This window comes from Tessaracoccus aquimaris, from assembly GCF_001997345.1.
In the GTDB taxonomy this organism is placed as follows: domain Bacteria; phylum Actinomycetota; class Actinomycetes; order Propionibacteriales; family Propionibacteriaceae; genus Arachnia; species Arachnia aquimaris.
In genome coordinates, this window is sequence record NZ_CP019606.1 from 1,003,375 (window position 1) to 1,023,574 (window position 20,200).

At 70.0% G+C, this 20,200-nt stretch carries 14 protein-coding genes and 1 pseudogene; 12 read left to right on the top strand and 3 right to left on the bottom strand.

The features are described 5' to 3' along the window. Positions 1–8: 8 nt before the first annotated feature. Complete coding sequence (locus tag BW730_RS04725; RefSeq protein WP_077685248.1) at positions 9–956, bottom strand: ACP S-malonyltransferase; 948 nt, start codon at positions 954–956, stop codon at positions 9–11. 160 nt (positions 957–1,116) lie between these two features. After that, complete coding sequence (locus BW730_RS04730; protein ID WP_226997191.1) at positions 1,117–2,223, bottom strand: PucR family transcriptional regulator; 1,107 nt, start codon at positions 2,221–2,223, stop codon at positions 1,117–1,119. A gap of 1,289 nt (positions 2,224–3,512) precedes the next feature. Here BW730_RS04730 and cobF point away from each other — a divergent pair. The 8 genes and pseudogenes from cobF to BW730_RS04770 all read left to right on the top strand — a co-directional run bounded on the left by cobF (position 3,513) and on the right by BW730_RS04770 (position 13,627). After that, positions 3,513–4,250, top strand: a complete 738-nt coding sequence (cobF, locus tag BW730_RS04735; protein WP_077685250.1) for a precorrin-6A synthase (deacetylating) — start codon at positions 3,513–3,515, stop codon at positions 4,248–4,250. A gap of 102 nt (positions 4,251–4,352) precedes the next feature. Then, positions 4,353–5,759, top strand: coding sequence for an alanine/glycine:cation symporter family protein (locus tag BW730_RS04740; RefSeq protein WP_077685251.1), 1,407 nt, complete (start codon positions 4,353–4,355; stop codon positions 5,757–5,759). Positions 5,760–5,785: 26 nt separating this feature from the next. Next, positions 5,786–6,208 carry a thioesterase family protein gene (locus tag BW730_RS04745; RefSeq protein WP_077685252.1) on the top strand — a complete coding sequence of 141 codons (423 nt, stop codon included), beginning with the start codon at positions 5,786–5,788 and terminating at the stop codon, positions 6,206–6,208. Continuing rightward, on the top strand, positions 6,205–6,951 hold the full coding sequence (gene cobA, locus BW730_RS04750) for a uroporphyrinogen-III C-methyltransferase (protein ID WP_077685253.1): 747 nt from the start codon (positions 6,205–6,207) through the stop codon (positions 6,949–6,951). Before BW730_RS04745 ends, cobA begins: the two co-directional genes overlap by 4 nt. Beyond that, entirely contained in the window at positions 6,948–7,961 is a 1,014-nt protein-coding gene (locus tag BW730_RS04755; protein ID WP_077685254.1) for a PHP domain-containing protein, read from the top strand. The genes cobA and BW730_RS04755 overlap by 4 nt, the downstream gene beginning before the upstream one ends. Before the next feature lie 164 nt (positions 7,962–8,125). After that, positions 8,126–10,885, top strand: coding sequence for a pyruvate dehydrogenase (acetyl-transferring), homodimeric type (gene aceE / locus BW730_RS04760; protein WP_077685255.1), 2,760 nt, complete (start codon positions 8,126–8,128; stop codon positions 10,883–10,885). A gap of 110 nt (positions 10,886–10,995) precedes the next feature. Further along, on the top strand, positions 10,996–11,421 hold the full coding sequence (locus BW730_RS04765) for a DUF3052 domain-containing protein (protein WP_077685256.1): 426 nt from the start codon (positions 10,996–10,998) through the stop codon (positions 11,419–11,421). Next, positions 11,418–13,627 (top strand): annotated as a pseudogene (locus BW730_RS04770) (6-phosphofructokinase). The gene BW730_RS04765 and the pseudogene BW730_RS04770 overlap by 4 nt, the downstream one beginning before the upstream one ends. 3 nt (positions 13,628–13,630) lie before the next feature. Here the strand turns inward: BW730_RS04770 and BW730_RS04775 are convergent. Continuing rightward, positions 13,631–15,946: a hypothetical protein gene (locus BW730_RS04775; RefSeq protein ID WP_077685257.1), complete on the bottom strand. Its 2,316-nt coding sequence runs from the start codon at positions 15,944–15,946 to the stop codon at positions 13,631–13,633. A gap of 155 nt (positions 15,947–16,101) precedes the next feature. On the opposite strand from BW730_RS04775, the gene BW730_RS04780 reads away from it, so the two are divergent. The 4 genes from BW730_RS04780 (at position 16,102) to BW730_RS04795 (ending at position 20,171) form a co-directional block, all read left to right on the top strand. Next, complete coding sequence (locus tag BW730_RS04780; RefSeq protein ID WP_077685258.1) at positions 16,102–18,489, top strand: PEP/pyruvate-binding domain-containing protein; 2,388 nt, start codon at positions 16,102–16,104, stop codon at positions 18,487–18,489. Then, positions 18,482–19,072: a TetR/AcrR family transcriptional regulator gene (locus tag BW730_RS04785; RefSeq protein WP_077685259.1), complete on the top strand. Its 591-nt coding sequence runs from the start codon at positions 18,482–18,484 to the stop codon at positions 19,070–19,072. Before BW730_RS04780 ends, BW730_RS04785 begins: the two co-directional genes overlap by 8 nt. A 25-nt stretch (positions 19,073–19,097) precedes the next feature. Continuing rightward, the gene (locus BW730_RS04790; protein ID WP_226997074.1) at positions 19,098–19,487 is read left to right on the top strand and encodes a YrdB family protein; all 390 of its coding nucleotides are present in this window, start codon (positions 19,098–19,100) and stop codon (positions 19,485–19,487) included. A gap of 111 nt (positions 19,488–19,598) precedes the next feature. Further along, complete coding sequence (locus BW730_RS04795; protein WP_077685260.1) at positions 19,599–20,171, top strand: metallophosphoesterase family protein; 573 nt, start codon at positions 19,599–19,601, stop codon at positions 20,169–20,171. Positions 20,172–20,200: the final 29 nt, after the last annotated feature.

Sequence of the window (20,200 nt, forward strand, 5' to 3'; positions counted from 1 at the left end):
AGTGGAACTCACTCGTTCTCGGGCTGCTGCGCAGCGGTGGATGCGTGCTCTGCGACGAAGGCGCGGGCCTCGTCGAGCTGGTCGGGGGTGTTCAGGTTGAACAATGCCACGGGTTTGAGGTTGCGCTGAGCGATCTTGGTCAACGTGCCCGCGGGAGCCAGTTCCAGCAGCCCGGTGACGCCCATCGCGGCCATCGTCTCCATGCAAAGGTCCCAGCGGACGGGGTTGGCGACCTGGTTGATCATCCGGGCCAGCGCTTCTTCGCCGGAGGTGACGACGCTGCCGTCGGCGTTGGTGAGCAGCGGGATCCTCGGGTCGGCGGTGGCGACCCCGGCCGCGACGCGCTCCAGGTGGGCGACGGCGGGCTGCATGTGGATCGTATGGAAGGCCCCCGCGACGCTGAGCGGCACCAGGCGGGCGCGGCGCGGCGGGTTCTCGGCCAGGGCGGCGAGTTGCTCGACGGTGCCCGCTGCCACGATCTGGCCGGTGCCGTTGTTGTTGGCGGGGGTGAGGCCTGCCGCCTCGATCGCGGCGAGGACCTCGTCACGGTCGCCCGCGACGATCGCCGTCATCGACGTCGGACGGGCCGCGGAGGCCTCCGCCATCGCCCGGCCGCGCTCACGCACGAGGATGAGGGCGTCGTCGTCGGAGATCGCCCCGGCGATCGCCATCGCGGCGAGTTCGCCGACCGAGTGGCCCGCCGTGACACCGACGGGGGAGGTGTCGTCGCCGAGCAGCGCGCGCGCCGTCAGCAGGGCCGAGGCCACCAGCAGCGGCTGAGCGATGGCGGTGTCGCGGATGGTGTCGGCATCGGCGGCCGTGCCGTAGTGGGCCAGGTCAAGCTCGCTGACGGCCGAGAGCGCGGCCAACTGCTCGGCGAGGGCGCTGTCCTCCAGCCACGGGGCGAGGAAGCCGGGAGTCTGAGCGCCCTGTCCGGGCGCGACGATTGCAAGCACGATCCAACCTTGCCCGGTCGGTGCCCCACGGGGCGAAGCGAATCGCACGAAATTGCCGGGCGGCCCGTTGTGGGAATCCAACAATGGGGCGACGGACAAATCGCCGCTGACTGGAGTGAGGCTTTGTCAGGTGCGGTGAATTACAGCCGTGTGATTCGGATCAGTCCTGTAGTCGGCCCAGGGTGATGGCCATCCTCAGCACGTAGGCCTCCCGGGCGTCGGCGGGGTTGTAGCCCGTCACGTCCTGGATCCGCTTCAAGCGGTAGCGCACGGTGTTCGGGTGCACGAAGAGGGCACGCGCGGTCGCCTCCATGGAGGAGCCTGCGTCGAGGAATCCGACGCAGGTGTCGAGCAGTTCCTTGTTGGCGGCGAGAGCTGGGTAGATGTCACCCGCGAGCGTCCGCCTGGCGTGCCCGTCGCCCGCGAGCGCCCGCTCAGGGAGCAGGTCGATCGCGAGCATGGTCGGCGGGCCTTCGGGCCAGGCCTTCGCCGCCCGGTAGCCGGACGCGGCGGCCCGCGCCGAGCGTGGTGCGCCGGAGAGGCCGTCGACGGTGGGGCCGATCACGACGGGACCCGGCGCGAAGAACTCCTGCAGCTTCGCGACGCGTTCGCAGGTGTCGACCGGTTCCCCGACGCCGGCGCCGCCGACGATGCAGATCAACCGGTCGCCCTGGGGTGCGGCGAGGACGTCGAGCTTGAGCTTGGCCGCCGCCCTGCGCAGCCCGTCGAGTTGGCGGACGCCATCGCTGTTGGTGGTGTCGGGCGCCCCTCCGATGGCGACGACGACCTGGGACTCGGTGTTCCAGCCCAGCGTCGAGGCTCGGGAGATGACGGACTCGTCGGTCTCTGCGCGCACCACGGCGTCCACGACGGTCGCCTCGATGCGGGAGTCCCAGGCGCCGCGGGCCTCGGCCGCTCTTGCGTAGATGGCGGCGGCCGCGAAGGCGACCTCGCGCGAGTAGTGCACGATGCCCAGTTGGAGCGGCTGCCGGTCGCCGCGGGGGAGAAGGTGCTGGATCTGCTCCTCGACGACGTCGGTGGTGGTGCGCACCAGGTCGACCGTCTGCTGCAGCGTGATCCGCCGGGCCATCGCCCGGGGCGCAGCGTCAAAGATCGACTCGGGTTCGAAGTCCTCGCCGGAGAACCAGGTGACGAAGCCGTCGATGCCGGAGCGAGCGAGCACGCCGATCCAGGACCGCGACTCGGCGTCGAGTTGCCCGAACCACGCGTGCCTGGCGGTGAGGGCCGTGAGGGTCGCGGTGTTCATCTCCGACGAGGCCGCCGTCAGCCGCTTCACGAGGGCCGCCCTCGCCCTGGTCGAGGAGATCAGCGCTGGGGCCGTACCTGGGCGTGGTTCCATCCCGCCAGCCTAGCCGTCGGCGCGTGGGAGCACCGCCCACGTTCGCCCGACCCTCCGGCAGGGTGGGGCTCTGGGTGGGCTTCCGCTGTCGGACGTTGCTTGATCGACCGGCGCCGTTCGTCGAGCTTGTCGAGACGTCCGATTCCATGGCCGCCATCGGACGCCTCGGTCGAAACCTCGCGAGCTCGGGCAGGGACCCTGGGTGGGCTCTTGTGATCGCGCTTCGGTGGGTTTCGACGCAGCGGCGGGCGACTTCGTCGCCGCGGCTGGCTCAACCAGCGCGTCGTTCGTCGAGCTTGTCGAGACGTCCGATTCCATGGCCGCCATCGGACGCGTCGGTCGAAACCTCGCGAGCTCGGGCAGGGACCCTGGGTGGGCTCTTGTGATCGCGCTTCGGTGGGTTTCGACGCAGCGGCGGGCGACTTCGTCGCCGCGGCTGGCTCAACCAGCGGCGCTGATTGAGCCATGAAGGACGCGAAGCGGGCTTCATCGGTCGAAATCTAGTGACTTCGGGCAGGGACCCTGGGTGGGCTCCTTTGATCGCGCTTCGGTGGGTTTCGACGCAGCGGCGGGCGACTTCGTCGCCGCGGCTGGCTCAACCAGCGCGCCGTTCGTCGAGCTTGTCGAGACGTCCGATTCGATGTCCGCCCATCGGACGCGTCGGTCGAAACCTCGTGGCCTCGGGCAGGGACCCTGGGTGGGCTCTTGTGATCGCGCTTCGGTGGGTCTCGACGCAGCGGCGGGCGACTGCGTCGCCGCGGCTGGCTCAACCAGCGGCGCTGATTGAGCCATGAAGGACGCGAAGCGGGCTTCATCGGTCGAAATCTCTCGTGACCTCGGGCAGGGACCCTGGGTGGGCTCTTGTGATCGCGCTTCAGTGGGTTTCGACGCAGCGGCGGGCGACTTCGTCGCCGCGGCTGGCTCAACCAGCGGCGCTGATTGAGCCATGAAGGACGCGAAGCGGGCTTCATCGGTCGAAATCTCGTGACTTCGGGCAGGGATCCTGGGTGGGCTTTGTGATCGCGCTTCATTGGGTTTCGACGCAGCGGCGGGCGACTGCGTCGCCGCGGCTGGCTCAACCAGCGCGTCGCCGCGGCTGGCTCAACCAACGGGCCGACCCCAATCGCCCAACGCCGTTGCGCGGACCCGGCTGGCCGACCCGATCGCGCACGGCGTCGCCGCTAGGCTTACCTGCGATGGCACGCAAGGTTTTTGTGATCGGAATGGGGCCCGGCGGGTTCGGGCAACTCACCCTCGACGCCGTCGACGCGATGAACAGCGTCGACGCGTTTCTGGTCGCCGACGCTGCCGACGACCAACCCGACCTTGTCTGGCGACGCAGCGAACTGATCCGACGCAACGTGCAGCGCGCGCACCGCATCATCACCGTCCTCGACCCCGCCCACATCCACCCGGAGGACGGCGACCTCGACGCGGCGCGGCTTGCCACCTACTCGCAGATCATGAGCGGGCTGCCGGAGGAGGCGAGCGTCGGGTTCCTCGCCTGGGGCGACCCCGCCCTCTACGACTCGATCCTGCGCGTCGTCGACGCGCTGCGCGCCACGATGACCCTCGACGTCACCGTCATCCCAGGAGTCTCCGCTCCGCAGGTGCTGGCCGCCGCGCACGAGATCGCCCTGAACCGGGCCGGGCAGAGCGTCCACCTGACCACCGGCCGACGACTGCTCGGCGAGTACCGCCCCGACCTCGGCGACGTCGTCGTCCTCAACGACGCCGACTTCACCTGCCGGGCGCTCGTCGACGAGTTCCCCGACACCGAGTTGTACTGGGGCGCCTACCTCGGCACCGCCGACCAGGTCCTCGCGAACGGCCCGCTGCGCACCGTGGTCCCCGAACTCGAACGGCTGCGAGCAAAGCTGATCGATCATCACGGCTGGATCCAGGACATCTACCTGCTGCGCCCCGCCCCCTGACACCCACCAGGATGCACCCGATCGAGTGGGATCGGCCCCCGGTACCCGTGTCGGTTGCTAGGTTGACGCGAATCTGCAACCAACGACGGGACTGCTGAACTCATGGAAACCCTCCAGAAGACCCTCGACGCCATCTCATCCTTCGTGTGGGGCCCGTGGCTGCTCATCCCCCTCCTGCTTCTCACCGGCCTGTGGCTGACGATCCGGCTGCGTGGCATCCAGTTCCGAACCCTCGGCTCCGCCCTGCGGCTCGCCCTGTGGGAGCGCAAGGACGAGGACGCCAAGGAGGGCGACATCTCGCAGTTCCAGGCGCTGACCACCGCCCTCGCCGCGACCGTCGGCGTCGGCAACATCGTTGGTGTCGCCACCGCCATCTCGGTCGGCGGGCCCGGCGCGCTGTTCTGGATGTGGGTCACCGGCCTCGTCGGCATGGCGTCGAAGTACTCCGAGGCCTTCCTCGCCGTCCGGTTCCGCACCGTCGACGCAAAGGGGCAGTCCTCAGGCGGCCCGCAGTACTACCTGAAGAAGGCGCTGCCGGGGAAGTGGGGCGTGGCGCTCAGCCTGGTCTTCGCGGTCTTCGCTGTGCTCGCCAGCTTCGGGATCGGCAACATGACGCAGGCCAACGCCGTCGCCGAGAACGTGCACGACGCGTTCGGCGTTCCGCAGACCATCTCGGCCATCGTGATGGTCGTCTTCGTCGGCCTGGTCATCCTCGGCGGCATCAAGTCGATCGGCACCGTCACCTCGGCGCTCGTCCCGATCATGATCGTGTTCTACGTGGCGGGCGCGCTCTACATCCTGATCGTCAACATCGCAGACGTGCCCGGCGCGCTCGGCCTGATCTTCGGGCAGGCGTTCACCGGCAAGGCCGCCGTCGGCGGTGCGATCGGCGGCTTCCTGATCGCGCTGCAGATGGGTGTGGCGCGAGGCATCTTCTCCAACGAGTCGGGCATGGGATCTGCCGCCATCGCCGCCGCAGCCGCGCAGACCACCCACCCCGTCCGCCAAGGCCTCGTGTCGATGACGCAGACCTTCATCGACACCATCATCGTGGTGTCATGCACCGGCCTCGTGCTCGTCACGACCGGGGTGTGGGACTCGGGGGAGAGCCCGGCGGTCCTGACGTCGATGGCGTTCAGCCACGGCCTGCCAGGCGCATGGGGCGGCTACATCGTCTCCATCGGCGTCGTGCTGTTCGCCTTCTCGACGATCCTCGGCTGGTCCTACTACGGCGACCGCTGCATCGAGCGACTCTTCGGCGCCCGTGCGACCATCTGGTACCGCATCGTGTTCACCCTGGTTGTCTACATCGGTGCGACCATCCCGCTCGGCATCGTGTGGTCCTTCGCCGACATCATGAACGGCCTGATGGCGCTGCCGAACCTGATCGGCCTGCTGGTGCTCTCCGGCCTGATCGCCCGGGAGACGGCCCACTACCTCAAGCACGATCCGAAGTTGCGGGCCAACAGCGCGGAGGTGGACGAGTTCATGGCCGACCAGCCGTCCTGAGGCGCGGACGGCATAGTCTCTACCCCATGAAAAGCAGCCTCGTGCCCGGCCTGACGGCCCAGGTCAGTGTCACGGTTGACGACTCGTTGACCGTTCCGGCCGTCAGCGACGCCTACCCGGGCTTCGCCGACATGCCGCGGGTGTTCGCCACCGGCTACATGGTCGCGTTCGCAGAATGCGCGGCGATGGCAGTCATCGCAGAGCACCTCGACGAGGGCGAGTCGTCCGTCGGCATCGACGTCAACATCTCCCACACGGCCGCGACCGCCGTCGGCATGACGGTCACCGCGCACGCCGAACTGCTCGAGGTCGACGGCAAGGTGCTGTCCTTCCGCGTCAGCCTTGAGGACGAGGCGGGGCCGATCGGTCAGGGCTCGCACAAGAGGGCAGTGATCCTTCGGGACCGCTTCGACGCGGGCGTCGCCAAGCGGCGCGACTCGGCCCGGTGACCGGCGACCAGCCAGGCAAGGGGCGCGTCACGCTGCTCGGCGGCGGTCCGGGCGACCCCGATCTGATCACCGTCGCGGGTCTTCGGGCGCTGCGCAACGCCGACGTCATCGTCTACGACCGCCTCGTGCCGCTGCCGCTGCTGGACGAGGCGCGCCCCGGTGCCGAACTGATCGAGGTCGGCAAGGTGCCGCGCGGAGCGTTCACGCCGCAGGAACGCATCAACCAGATCCTCGTCGAGAAGGCGTCCGAGGGGCTCGACGTCGTCCGGTTCAAGGGCGGCGACCCGTTCGTGTTCGGGCGCGGGGGAGAGGAGTGGATCGCCTGCCGGGAGGCGGGCATCGAGGTGTCGACCATCCCTGGCATCTCCTCCTCGATCGCCGCGGCCGAACTCGCGGGCATCCCCGTCACGCACCGGGGCGTGGCAACCGGATTCACGGTCGTCTCCGGGCACGTCGCGCCCGACGACGAGCGCAACGACATCGACTGGCGCGGGCTGGCGACCGCTGGGACCACCATCGTGATCCTGATGGGCGTGAAGAACCTCCCCGCGATCACGGCGGAACTGATCGACGCGGGCCTCGCCCCGTCGACGCCCGCCGCCGTGATCGCCGACGCGGCGCTGCCCACCATGCGCACGATCGTCGGCACCACCGCGGGCATCGCCGAGGAGGCGGCCGCCGCCGGGATCGAGCCGCCCGCGGTGTGCGTCATCGGTGCCGTCGCAGGGCTCGGTCTGCGATGAGCGGGCTCACCCCGTCGGCTGCGCTGCGCGAGTACGCGTTCTGGCTCGAACGCCAACTGGCCGACACCTACCGGGTCCGCGCCTTCCGGGAGGCCGCGGCCGTCGCCGACGCGCTGACCGAGACGCCGAAGAACGAGGCGGAATGGAAGGCGCTGAAGGGCTTCGGCCCCAAGACCGCCGCCATCGCCGCCGCGGCCGCAGAAGGGCGCCTGCACGAGTCGCTTGCCAAGCGCAGGGCCGAGGGTGCGGTCTCGCTCGACCCGGCTGGCGACGACCTGCGCGCGTTGTTGCGTGGCGACCTGCACTCCCACACCATCTGGTCCGACGGCGGATCGCCGCTCGCCGAGATGGCCGACGTCGCAGAGGCGCTTGGGCACGAGTACCTCGCCATCACCGATCATTCGCCGCGCCTGAAGGTCGCCCGGGGGCTCAGCCGCGAGCGCCTGGTCGCGCAATGGGAGGAGATCGACCAGGTGCAGCAGGGCCGCGGGATGCGGATCCTCAAGGGCATCGAGGTCGACATCCTCGCCGAGGGGGCCCTCGACCAGGCCGACGACCTGCTGGATCGTCTCGACATCGTCACCGCCTCGGTGCACTCCGACCTCAACGCGGACGCCGCCACCATGACGAGGCGTATGGTCGGCGCCGTCTCGAACCCCCACACCACCGTCCTCGGGCACCCGACCGGCCGCAAATTGCGCCCTGACGGCTCCTGGCGCGCCCAGTCCTCCTTCGACGCAGAACTCGTGTTCGCGGCCTGCGCGATGTTCGGGGTCGCCGTCGAGATCAACTCCCGCCCTGAACGCAAGGATCCGCCGCTCGACCTGTTGCTTGTCGCAAAGGAAGCCGGCTGTCTGTTCAGCATCGATTCCGATGCGCATGCCCCCGGCCAACTCGACTTCCTCACCTACGGCGCCGCACGGGCCGTCGAGGCGGGCATCGACCCGGAGCGCATCATCACGACGTGGCCGCTGGGGCGCCTGCTGGAACACGCGAAACGGCGCCGCTGAGGCCCAGGCACTGGCGGGGGTCGCACCTCACCGTTTCGGGTAGCCGAACCGGGGATGAGGGTGGCTGTTCGGACGTACCGGCCACACCCCGGAAGCGCGGTAGGGTGGAACTCTGGTACCGGCTTGCGCCGAGGCCATAAAGCCCGACATCGAGAGGAACCTTCGTGAGTCAGAACGAGGTTGGACCGATTCTCAACGGTCTGCCCACCAATCTTCCGGACATCGATCCTTCGGAGACCGCGGAATGGCTTGAATCGCTCGATGGAGTGATCGACGCAGGCGGGCGCAACCGTGCCCGCTACGTGATGCTGAAGCTCCTCGAACGTGCCCGTGAACGTCACATCGGTGTGCCGTCGCTGACAGGCACCGATTACGTCAACACGATCCCCGCGGCGAAGGAGCCGGCGTTCCCCGGCGACGAGACCCTGGAGCGTGGCATCCGCCGACTGCTTCGCTGGAACGCGGCCATCATGGTGCACCGCGCGCAGCGCCCCGGCGTCGGCGTCGGCGGCCACATCGCCTCCTACGCGTCGTCGGCGACGCTGTACGAGGTGGGCATGAACCACTTCTTCCGCGGCAAGGACCACCCCGGCGGCGGCGACCAGATCTACTTCCAGGGCCACGCTTCGCCCGGCATGTACGCCCGCGCCTTCCTCGAGGGTCGCCTCGACGAGGACGACATGGACGGCTTCCGCCAGGAGCACTCGCACTACGTCGACGGAAAGCTTCGGGCGCTGCCCAGCTACCCGCACCCCCACCAGATGCCCAACTTCTGGGAGTTCCCGACCGTTTCGATGGGCCTCGGCCCCATCAACGCGATCTGGCAGGCGCAGTTCAACCGCTACCTGCACAACCGCGGCATCAAGGACACCTCGCAGCAGCACGTCTGGGCCTTCCTCGGCGACGGCGAGATGGACGAGGTCGAGTCGCGTGGCGCGCTCCAGTTGGCCGCCAACGAGGAACTCGACAACCTGACCTTCGTCGTCAACTGCAACCTGCAGCGCCTCGACGGCCCGGTCCGCGGCAACGGCAAGATCGTCCAGGAACTCGAGGCGTTCTTCCGCGGCGCGGGCTGGAACGTCATCAAGCTGGTCTGGGGCCGCGGCTGGGATCCACTGTTGGCAAACGACACCGACGGTGCGCTCGTCAACCTGATGAACTCCACCACGGACGGCGACTTCCAGACCTTCAAGGCCAACGACGGCGCATACGTGCGCAAGTTCTTCTTCGAGCGCGACCCGCGCACCGCCGCGATGGTCAAGGACTGGAGCGACGACGAGATCTGGCGCCTCACCCGCGGCGGCCACGACTTCGCGAAGGTCTACTCGGCCTACAAGGCGGCCACCGAGTTCACCGGTGCGCCCACGGTCATCCTCGCCCACACCATCAAGGGCTACTTCCTGGGCAAGCACTTCGCGGGCCGCAACGCGACCCACCAGATGAAGAAGCTGGCCCTCGACGACCTCAAGGGCTTCCGCGACCGCGTCGACGTACCCGTCACCGACGCGCAGCTGGAGGAGAACCCGTACCAGCCGCCCTACATCCACCCCGGCCAGGACGACCCGCGCATCCAGTACCTGCAGGAGCGTCGCCGCGAGCTCGGCGGCTACCTGCCGGAGCGTCGGGCCGACCGCAAGTTCATCTCGCTGCCGGGTGACAAGGCGTACGAGTCGTCGAAGAAGGGCTCGGGCAACCAGCAGGTCGCCACGACCATGGCGTTCGTGCGCCTGTTGAAGGACCTGATGCGCGACAAGAGCTTCGCGCCGCGCGTCGTCCCGATCATCCCGGACGAGGCCCGCACGTTCGGCATGGACGCGTTCTTCCCGACGATCAAGATCTACAACCCGCACGGGCAGAACTACACCCCCGTCGACAACGAACTGTTCCTCAGCTACCGCGAGTCGAAGTCGGGCCAGATCATCCACACCGGCATCAACGAGGCAGGCTCGGTCGCCTCGTTCACCGCCGCTGGTAGCTCGTACGCGACGCACGGCGAGCCCATGGTGCCGATCTACGTGTTCTACTCGATGTTCGGCTTCCAGCGCACCGCTGACGCGATCTGGGCCGCCGCCGACCAGTTGGCCCGCGGCTTCCTGATCGGTGCGACCGCGGGTCGCACCACCCTGACCGGTGAGGGCCTGCAGCACATGGACGGCCACTCGCCGATCCTGGCGTCGACCAACACCGCGGTCGTCAGCTACGACCCGGCCTACGGCTACGAGATCGCCCACATCATGCGCGACGGCCTGCGCCGGATGTACGGCGAGGATCCCGAGAACGTCATCTACTACCTGACCGTCTACAACGAGCCGATCGTGCAGCCCGCCGAGCCCGAGGGCATCGAGGTCGAGGGCATCCTGCGCGGCATGTACCTGGTCAAGCCGGGCTCCATGGAGGGCGTCGGGGAGGATGCGCGACGCGCGCAGATCCTCGCCTCCGGCGTCGGACTCCCGTGGGCGATCGAGGCGCAGGAACTGCTCAAGGACGACTACGGCGTGGTCGCCGACGTGTGGTCCGTCACCTCGTGGGGCGAGCTGCGCCGCGAGGGCCTCGAGCTGGACTCGAAGCTGTTCCACGATCCAAACGGCGACTTCGAGGCGACGTGGGTCGAGCAGAAGCTGAAGGACGCGCCCGGCCCGATCGTGGCCGTGTCGGACTACATGCGCGCCGTGCCCGACCAGATCCGTCAGTGGGTGCCCGGCGACTACACGACGCTCGGCGCCGACGGCTTCGGGTTCTCCGACACGCGCGCCGCGGCCCGTCGCTACTTCAACATTGACGGCCCCTCGGTGGCCGTCGCTGTGCTGCAGCGCCTGGCCGCCAACGGTGAGGTTCCCGCCGAGTGGGCGGCCGAGGCTGCCGCGAAGTACAAGCTCGACGACGTCACCGCTGGTGCCTCCGGCAACGCTGGTGGCGACGCCTGATCGCGACGCAAAAGAGGCGGGGTCGCTCCATTGTGGAGCGGCCCCGCTTCTCGCTTGTCGGGGTGGCCGTGAAATAACCCCCGGCATCTGGCAGGCTTGACCCCGTGGACATGGCAGATAGCAAGTCGACCAAGGAGAATCTCGCGGGCGCAGACCTGCTGGGCCTCACCCCTGGGCTCGTCGTTCAGGAACTCGGGTGGGATGACGACGTGGATGCGGAGCTCCGTGACGAGATCATGGACTGCATCGACTCGGAGATGATCGATGACCCGCTAGAGGCGGTCGACGCGGTGGTGTTGTGGTGGCGCGACGAGGACGGCGACGTCGCCGACGGTCTGGTCGACGCGATGACCGACCTCGCCGACGCGGGCTGCATCTGGTTGCTGACCCCGAAGGTGGGCCGCCCAGGATTCATCACCGCGGCGAACCTGGCCGAGGGCGTCACCGTCGCAGGACTCACCCTGACGAAGACCGCGAGCGTGGCGCCGGACTGGCAGGCCACCAAGGTGCTTCGCCCCAAGGGCTCTCGTCGATGACGGCCCGCATCGGCGTCATGACGTCGGGCGGGGACGCGCAAGGCATGAATGCCGCGGTGCGTGCCATCGTGCGCTCCGGCATCCATCAAGGCGCCGAGGTGTTTGCCATCTACGAGGGATGGCAGGGCGCCATCGAGGGCGGCCACCACATCACCCATCTCGGCTGGAGCGACGTCTCCGGCATCCTGAACAAGGGCGGCACCGTGATCGGTACCGCCCGTTCCACCGAGTTCCGCACCCGTGAGGGCCAACTGCGGGCCGTGGAGAACCTGGTCAAGCACGGAATCGACCGCCTGATCGTAATCGGCGGGGACGGCTCGCTGACGGGCAGCAGGGCACTGTGCCTGGCGTGGCCTGAGTACGTGGCCGAGTTGGCTGCGGAGGGCCGGATCACCGCCGAGCAGGCCGCGGCCCACCCGCACCTGAACATCGCCGGCCTGGTCGGCTCCATCGACAACGACATGGTCGGCACCGACATGACGATCGGCACCGACTCCGCGATGCACCGGATCACCGAGGCCATCGACGCGATCAGTTCGACCGCGGAGTCGCACCGCCGCACCTTCATCGTCGAGGTGATGGGCAGGCACTGCGGCTACCTCGCGCTGATGACGGCGATCGCGGGCGGTGCCGACTACACCTTCCTCCCCGAGTCGCCGCCTCGGCCGGGCTGGGAGGAGCGGATGGTCGAGGTGCTCGCCCGCGGGCGCGCCGCCGGCCGACGCGACTCGATCATCCTCGTGGCCGAGGGCGCCGCCGACCGTGACGGCACGGCGATCACCGCCGAACGGATCCAGGGGCGCTGAAGGACCTGGCGGGGGAGGACGCCCGCATCACCATCCTTGGGCACGTGCAGCGCGGCGGCACACCGTCGGCCTACGACCGCTGGATGGCCACCGTCTGCGGCGTTGAGGCCGTCAGACAGGTCCTGCAGGCGGGTGACCTGTCCGAACCGATGCTGGTGGGGGTGCGCCGCGACGAGGTGTACGCCACGCCGCTCATCGAGGCCGTCGCGGCCACCCACCGGATCGCCGACTACGTCGCGGAGGGCGACTACACCGCGGCGATCGAGGCTCGCGGCGTCGGCTTCACCACGATGGTCGAGATCTACCGGATGCTCTCCGAGGCGACGCCAACGGTCGCACCGTCCGCAGACGCCAAGCGGATCGCCGTGATGCACGCGGGCGCGCTGGCCCCTGGCATGAACCAGTTGGCTCGCGTCGCCGTGCGCGCCGGTCTCGACCGCGGCTACGACCTGTTCGCCGTCCAGGGCGGCGTGCCCGGCCTGATCGAGGGCGACCTCCGAGAGGTCGCGTGGTCCGACGTCGAGGGCATGGCCAACACCGGAGGCGCCAACTTCGGCACCCGCCGCTACGTCCCCGTCGACGCCGACCTGTACAAGATGGCGCGCACCCTCGAGGACAACGGCATCGACGCGCTGCTCGTGATGGGCGGCTTCCACGCCTACGCGACGGTCGACCTGATGGAGACCGAGAGGCGCAGGTACCCCGCGTTCAACATCCCCATCGCAGTGCTGCCCGCCAGCATCGACAACAACCTGCCCGACTGGCCGATGGCCGTCGGCTCCGACACCGCGCTCAACACCATCGTCAGTTCCATCGACATGGTGCGGATGTCCGCGTCGGCGAGCAAGCGGGCCTTCGTCGTCGAGACGATGGGCCGCACCTGCGGCTTCCTTCCGCTGCTCGGCGCCATCGCAGGCGGCGCCGAGAAGGCCTATCTGCCGGAGACGGGCATCACGCTCGAGCAACTCACCACCGACGTGATCGCGCTGGTTGACGCGTTCGAGACGGGCCGCTCGTTCTACCTCACGGTGATGGGCGAGGAGGCAAGCCAGTACTACACGGGCGACGTCATCTCGAAGATGTTCGAGGCGGAGGGCCACGGCATGTACTCCGTGCGCGACGCCGTCGTCGGCCACATCCAGCAGGGCGGCAGCCCGTCGCCGTTCGACCGGATCAACGCGACGCGCCTGGCCTACATGGCGATCTGCAACCTCGACGAGCAGTTGCGCGGCGGAGCGAGCGACTACGTGGCGGCCTCCAGCGGCTCGCCCGGCCTGATGGCCCCGTTCCGGCAGGCGACCGGCTCGATGGACTGGGACAACCAGCGGCCCCGCCAGCAGTGGTGGATGCGGCTACGTCCCGTGTTCGAGCAGCTCAGCAGACGCCCCGGCCAGGAGTAGCCGCTAGCCGGCACACTGCTTGATGGCGACGCCGAACGTGTCGGCGGCACCGCACTCCATGGTGGCCAGTTCGGCGCGCGCCGGCGCGTCGGCCGGAACCGACTGCGGCACGGTGTCGCGGAAGACGATCGACTTCTGGTCCGAGTCTCGGCGCACGATCGTGAAGTCCACCCTCATGGCGACGTCATCGCTGGTGCGCGTCCCCGTGAACCCGCACGCGACGCCGGAGGCACCCTCGCCGACGGCGACCGCGACGGTCTCCGACAGCACGACGTCGCTGTAGGTCTGGCGCTGCTCGGCCATCAGGTCGGTGCATGCGGTGTCCAGGTCGCCGTCGATGGAGGTCAGCGTCACGATCTGGATGCGGGTGTCGGTCTCGAGGTGCTTGAGCCTGACCAGGCGCCGGTCGTCCTGGACCTTCTCGTCCGCGTAGAGCTGCCAAGTCGGCAGGACCGTCACCTTCGCGTCCCCCAGATCGAGGATCAGCGGGGTCGGGGCCGTCGGTGTCGGCGTGGGCGTCACCGTGGGAGAGGGGGTCGCCGACGGCTGCGTCGAGGCGCTCGGCGTCGTCGAGGTGGCGGGAGAGGGGCCCTCAGACGCGGTGGTGCCGCCTGTGCCTGCGGTGGAGGTGGGGCCGGGGTTGGCCTGCTCGGCGCCGGGGCGCAACACGAAGAACAGCACGCCGACGATCAGGGCGAGCACGACCGCCAGCGCACCCAGCGCGTACCACCGTCGACGGGGGTCATCGTCGTCGGCAGGAGGCAGCGGGGAGCTGTGCCTGGCTCCGCTCCCAGGTGGCGTGGGCTCCGCTGCGGGCGGTTCGACGGCCTGCCGTGCAGGCGTCCAGGGCACCTCGACGGGCTCGGCGGCGTCCGTGGCGTCCGTAGGGCTGGCGGGCGGGCCCTTGGGCGTCTCCGGGCTCGCCATCGCCGTCGAGGTGGTCGTGCGGGGGCGCAGGTCCTCCCAGTCGAACAGGGTGGGGCTGGCCTGCGCGTCGGCCGCGACCGACTCGGATGGCGTCGGCTCTGGCGCGGGCTGCTCCGGAGTGAAGGTCACCTCGGGGGGCGTCAGGCCGCTCAGCGGCGCCTGCACCCGGGGGTCGGGCCGCGTCGACACGGGGAGCGCGGGTTCGTGGGCAGGCGGCGGAGGTGGGGTAACCGTCGAGGGCATCGGGCGGGCCGCGGGCGGTTCGGCCTTCGGCTCTGGCGCCGTGGGGAGGTCGTCGACGCTGAAGCGGGCGCCGCGTCCGGGTGACGGCGGCTCGGGGGAGTCGTCGAGGCGGGCGAAGCGCCCGGTGGGCTCGTCGCCGGCCACGCCCTCGTCGCGAGACTTGGCCTCGTCGCCGGGCTCCTGGTCGCCGGGCTCCTTCTCACGTCGGAACGGCGGTGCGAAGCGACCCGTGGGTTCGTCGGCAACGTCGTGGACGTCGTTGGTGCGTTCGGCGTCCAGGGTGCGTTCGGTGTCGGGGGTGTCAGCCGGGTCCCAGGCGAAGCGTCCGGTGGTTTCGGACCCCTCGACGGGCTCGGGGATCGGTTCGTCGTTCGTCGAGCTTGTCGAGACGTCCGTGCGCCGGGTGGTGGTTTGGGATCCCTGGACGGGTTCGGGGATCGGTTCGTCGTTCGTCGAGGTTGTCGAGACGTCCGTGCGCCGAGTGGTGGTGGTGTCGGACCCCTGGACGGGCTCGGGGATCGGTTCGTCGTTCGTCGAGCCTGTCGAGACGTCCGGGTGCCGAGTGGTGGTGGTTTCGGACCCCTGGACGGGCTCGGGGATCGGTGGTTGGTCGAGCTTGTCGAGACGTCCGAGCGTCGAGTGGTGGTGTCGGACCCTTCGACGGGTCGGCTCGTCCTCGGGGTCATCCTCCGGGTCGAACCGGGCGAAGCGGCCGGTGGGCTCGTCGTCCGGATCGCTGAGCGCGAAGCGGCCGGTGGGCTCGTCGTCCGGGTCGCTGAGCGCGAAGCGCCCGGTCGGTTCGTCCTCAGCGTCGTCTTCATCGAACCGGGCGAAGCGTCCGGTCGGCTCATCCGGGACGGCGAACCGGCCACCGCGCGTCGGGGCCTCGTCCTGCTCGTCGTCGGGACCGTTGTCCTGGCGCTCGGCGAAGCGGCCGGCGGGTCGGGCAAAGCGACCGGCAGATGAGGAGGCGGGTTCGGGCTCATCGTCGGCGAAGCGTCCGGCGCGTCGCGACGGCGGCGCGTCGGGCTGATTGTCGGCGACGTAGCCGCGGCCGGTGGATCCCCGTCGACCGGCGAAGGGCGGCAACTCGGCGTTCGTGTCGCCGTCATCGGAGGGTGTGCCTCGGCGCCCGACGTTGTCGGCCATGGACCCACCTCCTGCGATTTCGGCGACCGAGCCAAGCTTGCCACACGCCGTTGGGCACTCAAGTTTGCCGCTTCGGTGTGAAGCGACCGGTGCGAATTAAGATACGCTGCGTTTCGTAAGGGTGGCGCCGTGGCCGCCCGGCCGGGAGGAATCACATGCGCCTCGTCTCGCCCCTCGGGGACCTCACCGCAGCCGACCTGACGAGCGTCGGCGGCAAGGCGGCCAACCTCGGCGAACTGCTCGCCGCCGGACTGCCAGTTCCGCCCGGGTTTGCGATCACCACCGACGCCTTCCAGCGGGCCACCGAGCGGGCCGGACTCCCCGTGCTGCTGAGCCGCGACGACGCCAGCCCGGCGACGCTGCGGGAGGCCGTCCTGACGGCCGGGATGCCATCGGAGGTGGGCGCCGCGATCGTCGACGCGTACCGAGGGCTCGGCTCGGGGCGGGTCGCGGTGCGTTCCAGCGCGACGGCCGAGGACCTGCCTGGCGCCGCCTTCGCTGGGCAGCAGGACACGTTCCTCGGCGTCGAGGGCGAGGACGCCGTGCTTGACGCGGTCGTGCGGTGCTGGGCCTCGCTGTTCACCGACCGCGCGGTCGCGTACCGGCGCGAGAGGCGCATCTCCGCGGCCGATGTGCGGATGGCCGTCGTGGTGCAGTCGATGGTCGAGGCGGATGTTGCGGGGGTGATGTTCACCGCGGACCCCGTCACCGGAGATCGGGGCACTACGGTCATCGACGCCGTGGCAGGCCTCGGAGAGGCCCTCGTTTCCGGTGAGGTGGACCCGGAGCACCACATCCTCGACGTCTCCGGAAGGCCCGTCGATGGCCCGACGGGTGAGGCGCTGCTCGGCGAGGCCAACCTCGCCAACCTTGCCCTGCACGGCAGGCTGATCGCCGATCTCTTCGGCCGTCCGCAGGACATCGAGTGGGCACTCGAGGGTGATCGCCCCTGGATCCTGCAGGCGCGCCCCATGACGGCGTTGCCTCCGCCGTCGGTCGCGCTGAACCCGATCCAACGCGTCCAGGCGGCGACCCTCACCGAGTATCTGCCGATCCGGCCCTATCCGATGGACGTGACCACCAGCGTCGCCCGCGGGGCCGCGCGCATGATGTCGGAGATCGGGCATCGCTACGGCATCGAGGGGATCTTCCGCGACGTGGTGCGCGACGAGGACGGCGTGGCGGTCGCCATCGTCCCGTCGATGCCGCGCCCGACCCCTCGCGTGCTGCCCGGCGCCTTCCGCGCGCTGCGCAACGCGCGCCGCTTCCGGCCGCAACGGTGGCGCGACGATCCGCGTCAGGCGGCGTTCCTGGCCGAGATCGACCGGATGGAGGCGCTCGACCTCGCGGCGCTGCCATGGGTCGAACTGTTGGAGGTGCCCAATCGTGCCCTCCACGCGCAGGACTTCTGCCGGGACCTTCGGATCGACTATTTGCCTCGCGCGGGGGTCTCGCTGCTCCGCGCGGGGGTGGTCGTCACGTTGCTCGGGCAGCGTCGCAGGCTTGCGGACCTGCTGGGAGGCGTCCAGACGCGCACCGAGGACGCCAACGACGCCCTGCGCGCGCTGGCCAGGGAGGTGCGCGAGGAACCGCGACTCGCGGGGATCTGCGACCCGGCGGACCTCGCGGCCGCCCTGGACGGCGACGACGACCTCGCAAGGCTGAGGGGACGCTTCGAGGCCTACCTGCGCGAGTACGGGCGCCGCGAGACGGTCTCGCCTTTGCTGATCAGCCAGCCGACGCTGGGGGAGTCCCGCGACACCGTTCTTGGCCTGGTGCTCTCCCTCGCGGACGAACCGGAGCCAGCCACACCGACCAGGTCGGAGGCTGCTCGCGCGGCGCTGCTCAGGCACCCGCTGCTGCGGCTGACCGCCGCCGCCGAGGCGGTGGGCCGGTGGATCGACGCGGCACGCGAGGCCGTCGCGTTCCGGGAGGACACCCACTTCTACTTCACGGCCGTGCTGCCGCCGCTTCGCCGGTCGCTGCTGGAGATCGGCGCTCGACTGCGGGCGGTCGGGGTGCTGGACGATCCGTCGGAGGTCTTCCATTTGGTGTGGGAGGAGGTCACGGCGATCCGCGACCCGGAGAGTCTTGGCCCGGATGAGGTGCAGGGACTGCGTGACGCGGTCGCGCGCCGGGCGGCCCGTCGCGCGGAGTTGAGGGGCGTGCCGATGATCGACACCCGCCGCGTCTTCCGCGCAGCGGTTCAGGGCGCCATCGCCAGCGGCACCCCGGCGGGAGCTGGCACCGTGACCGCGGTCGCCCGGATCGTGACGGGTTCCGACGAGTTCGACCGGCTACGCGAGGGCGAGGTCCTGGTGTGCCCCTACACGAACCCGACGTGGACCCCGCTTTTCGCGCGGGCCGCCGCGGTCGTCGTCGACACCGGATCGATGGCCTCGCACGCGGCGATCGTCGCCCGCGAGTACGGGGTGCCCGCGATCATGGGCACCGGCAACGGCACCGCGACCATCCGTGACGGGCAACTCGTCACCGTCGACGGGTCGCAGGGCGTCGTCACGAGCGTGGGCGGCCATGCTTGACGCGGCCCCGCAGCGGAGGCGCGGCGAGGCCCTGCTCGCGGCGATCCGCGCCGCGACGCTCGACGAGTTGGGCGAGCACGGCTACGCGGCCCTGACCATGGAGGCCGTCGCCCGCCGGGCGGGCGCGAGCAAAGCGTCGCTGTACCGCAGGTGGCCGAGTCGGGCCGACCTCGTGATCGACTGCGTGCGCCACATCGCGCCCGCGCCCGCCGATCTGCCAGACACCGGCGAACTGCGGGGCGACCTGGTTTCCGCGCTCACCCTGGTCGCACGGGCGCTCGACGGCGTCGCTGGGGAGGCCATGCGCGGGCTGCTGGCCGAGGCGCTCCCCGACGTCGACCGGTTGCGCCAACTGCGCGCCACCACCAGCGGCCGGCACGCGGCGCTGATGCGGGAGGTGGTCGGCCGGGCCGTCTCGCGCGGGGAGGCACCACCTGAGGCCCTGGCGCCGTTGCGGCTCGAGGTCGGGGTGGCCCTGCTGCGGCACCGGTTCCTGTTCGATGGCGGGCCGCTGCCGCCCGAACTGGTCGGCGAGATCGTCGACGACGTCCTGCTGCCTCTCTACCTGTCCCGGGAGGGGTGAGCGCACCGTCGGCCAGAATGCGACCATGAGCGCGCGACCCGACGGCAAACCTGATGGCCTGGACGCCCGCACGGTGCTTCGCGGCGTGGTCCTCACGGTGCGCTTCGTCCTGGAACTCGCGATGCTGGCGGGCGTCGCCACGGTCGTGACGAGGCTGCTACCCGGCGCCTGGGGCTGGGTCGCCGCCGCCGTCTCGGTGGTCGCCGTCGCGACGCTGTGGGGCCTGCTGCTCTCGCCCAAGGCCAAGGTCGTGCTTCCCGCCTGGGGCAGGCTGGCACTCGAGGCTGTGCTGTTCGTCGGCACCGGGATCGCACTGGCGGTGCTCGGGATGCCCGTCGTCGGCCTGACGGGGGTTGGCGTGTGGGCCCTCCACAGGGTCGCGCTGGCGCTGCTGGAACAGCGGCGCGACCACTAGGGTCTGACTACAACGCCAGACACGTCGGGATCGTCCGCAATTAATAGATCAATTCGGTGCACGCCGCGCGACGTCGCCCCAACGAACCGGCACCGGCCGAGAGGAGATTCAGTGCCCGCGACCTTCCTGATCGCCGACACCCACCTCGGCCACGACATGGTCGCGCGCCTTCGCGGGTTCGCCGACGCCGTCGAGCACGACGACCGGCTCGCAGAACGCTGGCACCGGCAGGTGGGGCCCGAGGATCACGTCTGGCTGCTCGGTGACGTCGCGATGGGGGACAGGCGAGCGCATCTGCGCTGGATCGCCACCTGGCCCGGCGTCAAGCACCTGGTGCTCGGCAACCACGATCGCCCTCACCCGCTGCACCGCAACGCCCACGCACACCTCGGCCCATACGAGGAGGCCTTCGAGAGCGTCCAGTTGGCCGCGAAGCTGAGGCATCCGGGGCTGAGCCTGCTGCTTTCGCACTTCCCGTACGACGGCGACCACACGGAGGAGGAGAGGCACAGCCAGTGGCGGCTCCGCGACCTCGGCACGCCCCTGATCCACGGCCACACCCACTCCACCGAGGTCGTCACGCAGAGCGCCGCCGGAACCCCGCAGATCTGCGTCTCCCTCGACGCCTGGCCGACCCGCTTCCCGACCCTTGCCGAGTGCTCGGAGTTGGCCTCCGGAAGGTAGTGGGCTAGCCAGGACGTGCATGACGGCGA